The sequence below is a fragment of the Caballeronia sp. J97 genome (assembly GCF_905220305.1).
In the GTDB taxonomy this organism is placed as follows: Bacteria; Pseudomonadota; Gammaproteobacteria; order Burkholderiales; family Burkholderiaceae; genus Caballeronia.
In genome coordinates, this window is sequence record NZ_CAJMZL010000075.1 from 1 (window position 1) to 2,986 (window position 2,986).

The following is a 2,986-nucleotide window of genomic DNA, read 5'->3' on the forward strand; positions in this document are numbered from 1 at the left end:
ACCGACGAGGCCTACGTGTTTCTGAGTAAGGAATCGTCCCTGCGCGTCCCCAACATGTTCCTGCCGCCGTTCGCGCATAACCGGGGGAACTATGTCATCAGTCTGGGCGCATTGACGAAGTGGCTGGCAGAGCAGGCCGAGTCGCTCGGTGTCGAAATATTTCCGGGATTCGCGGCCGCCGAAGTGCTCTATAACGAACACGGTGCGGTCATGGGTGTGGCGACGGGTAACCAGGGTATAGGCAAGGATGGCGAACCCAACGAGCACTTCCAGCTCGGCATGGAGCTTCATGCCAAGTACACGATTTTCGCCGAGGGCGCACGCGGCCATCTCGGGAAGCAGCTGATCGCACGCTATGAACTCGCCGCCGGGCGTGATCCGCAGAGTTTCGGTATCGGCGTCAAGGAACTGTGGGAAATCGATCCCGCGCGCCACAAGCCGGGCTTTGTCATGCACACGGCCGGCTGGCCCATGGACAGCGAGACTTACGGCGGCTCCTTCCTGTATCACCTCGATGAAAACAGGATCGCCGTGGGTTTCGTCACGGGCCTCGGCTACACGAATCCTTACCTGAGCCCGTTCGAGGAATTCCAGCGCTGGAAGACGCATCCGAGAATCCGCCACTACTTCGAGAACGACAAGGGCGAGATCACGGCGAAGCGCCTGTCCTATGGTGCGCGCGCCATCAATGCGAGCGGTATCAACGCGTTGCCCAAGTTCATCTTCCCGGGAGGGGCGATGGTAGGCTGCGAGGCGGGCTTTCTCAACGTGAGCCGCATCAAGGGCAGTCATGCCGCGATCAAGACCGGCATGCTCGCAGGCGAAGCCGCTTACGCGGCGGTGGCGGCGGGGCGCCAGCACGACGAACTGACGGAGTATCCCCAAGCGTTCGAAAAAAGCTGGCTCTGCGCTGAGCTGCACAAGGACCGCAACTTCAAGAACTGGTTTGCTCACGGGCTTGCTGTAGGTACGCTGATGAATGGCTTCGAGCAGCTCGTTCTGCGCGGTCGCATCCCCTGGACGCTGCGCCGCAAGAAACCTGACCACGCATATTTGAAGCCTGCAAGCGCTTGCCAACCCATCGACTATCCCAGGCCCGATGGCAAGCTGACGTTCGACCGGCTTTCCAGCGTGTTCATCAGCAACACCAACCACGAGGAAAACCAGCCCGCGCATCTGACGCTCAAAAATCCGGACGTGCCCGTGAACGTCAACCTGATGACGTATGCAGGTCCGGAAGCGCGCTACTGTCCCGCAGGTGTGTACGAGTTCGTCGATGCCGACGTTCAGGGCGGCAAGCGACTACAGATCAACGCGCAGAACTGCGTGCATTGCAAGACCTGCGACATCAAGGACCCAACCCAGAATATCGTGTGGGTCACACCTGAGGGTGGAGGCGGTCCCAACTATTCAGACATGTAGATAAAGTGAGGAAGCGTTGTTTTACCGCATCAACCTTTGCATTTGAACGCGCGCCCATCGTGTGAATCGAAGGGCGCGCTGGTTTGGCTATTGGCCGAGTCTTTGGAAGCAAGCCGGGATTCAGTGCTCCGTGGAACACATGGCCGTCAGCTCTGCGGCTTTCATCGCCGGATTCATCTCACGCAACGCAGCGAGCAGCTTCCGGGCTCTGCCCTCACCCAGTACGTCACCGGTGAGTTCCATGAACTTCGCGTCCTGCTCGTGTTCCGGCATGGAATTTTTGTCGGTGCCGATCGGATCTTCCACGAACACATGCTCGGAGGAGCCGTCTTTAAATGTGACCGTCACGTCCGCGACGAACTTGCCTGGGTAATCCCTCTCCAGCGCTGGTTCTTCAGTGATGCGGATGCTGCGCGCCATGTCGATCACCGGGGCCATGTCGACCTTGCCCGCGAGATAATCGCGATGGATCGGATAGCCGTTCCCATTGCCCAACAGCGTGAACGCTGCCTGAATGGGCAAGCTGAATTGCACATGCTCGATGTTCCTGGGTTCGTAGGCATTCGCGTTGGACGTGCCGACGACGACGTTGAAGTGCGGCGTGATCTTCAGGTGCACGTCGGCAATCTCGTCGCGGCGCGCTGAAAACGGGCGCAGCGCGTCGATATAAGCATGCGTGCAGTAGCAGGCACAATAGGCTTTGAGCCAGACAGTAGCGATCTCGAAAGGCCGACCCGGCGCGAAGCGGTGTTCGGCGGCGTCGCCTGGCGTACGCTGCAGGAAAGCGCGGAAGAATCCCTTGTTTCCGCTCAGAAAAGCCCGCGGTCCGGTGATGCCTGCCGTGGCCATGTCGGCGGCCGCGATGCCATTGCGTGTGCCGATTCCCGCGTGGATGCGCTTGATGGAGCCGCCCGTGGAGGTGTATTCAGTCGTGCCCGAAACATGACTCAGCGCAATCGCCAGCGCTTGCAGCGTCGTTTCTGCATCGAAACCGCGCAGTTTGGCGGCAACGGCCGCGGCGCCGAAGTTGGACAGCGTGCAGTGCGGATGAAAACCGCGTTGCAGCAGGTCGGGCGCAGCAAGCAGTCCGATGCGCGCGTAGACCTCGTATCCGGCGACCATCGCGGTGATCACTTCTTCGAGCGAAGAGCCGAGTTCCTCACCGATCGCCAGCGCAGCCGGGATGACGCAACTGCCCGGATGGCTGTAGCTGGGACCGTGGGCATCGTCGTATTCGAATCCATGCCCGTACGAACCGTTGACGAAAGCGGCGTCCATGGCGCTCATCGTAATTGTCGAGGCACTGACGCGGCTTTTGCCCGGTCGTTGCTGGCTCGTCGCGTATCTGAGTAATTGCTCGGACCACGGCATCTTGGAGATACCGATCTGCAGGGCGAGTTGATCGCGCATCAGCCTGTTGATGCCGGCGTGGGCGTGCGAGTCAATATCCTCGTATTTCAGATCCTGGATGAACTGCACCACTGCCTGTTCCAGCGGTGGGCAATTGGATGGCGCGGAAGATGGATTTTGTTGTGCGGTTGTCATTGCTGTCTCCTTGGAAAAC

Annotated in this window: 2 protein-coding genes; one reads left to right on the top strand and one right to left on the bottom strand. The window is 59.8% G+C overall.

Annotated elements, in window-relative coordinates; translation table 11 throughout:
• A partial coding sequence (locus U4Y90_RS35850) for an electron transfer flavoprotein-ubiquinone oxidoreductase (RefSeq protein WP_321801864.1) occupies positions 1–1,422 on the top strand: 1,422 nt, incomplete at its 5' end.
• Between the two features lie 120 nt (positions 1,423–1,542).
• On the opposite strand, the gene U4Y90_RS35855 is transcribed toward U4Y90_RS35850, so the two are convergent.
• Positions 1,543–2,967, bottom strand: a complete 1,425-nt coding sequence (locus tag U4Y90_RS35855; RefSeq protein WP_321801866.1) for an MmgE/PrpD family protein — start codon at positions 2,965–2,967, stop codon at positions 1,543–1,545.
• Positions 2,968–2,986: the final 19 nt, after the last annotated feature.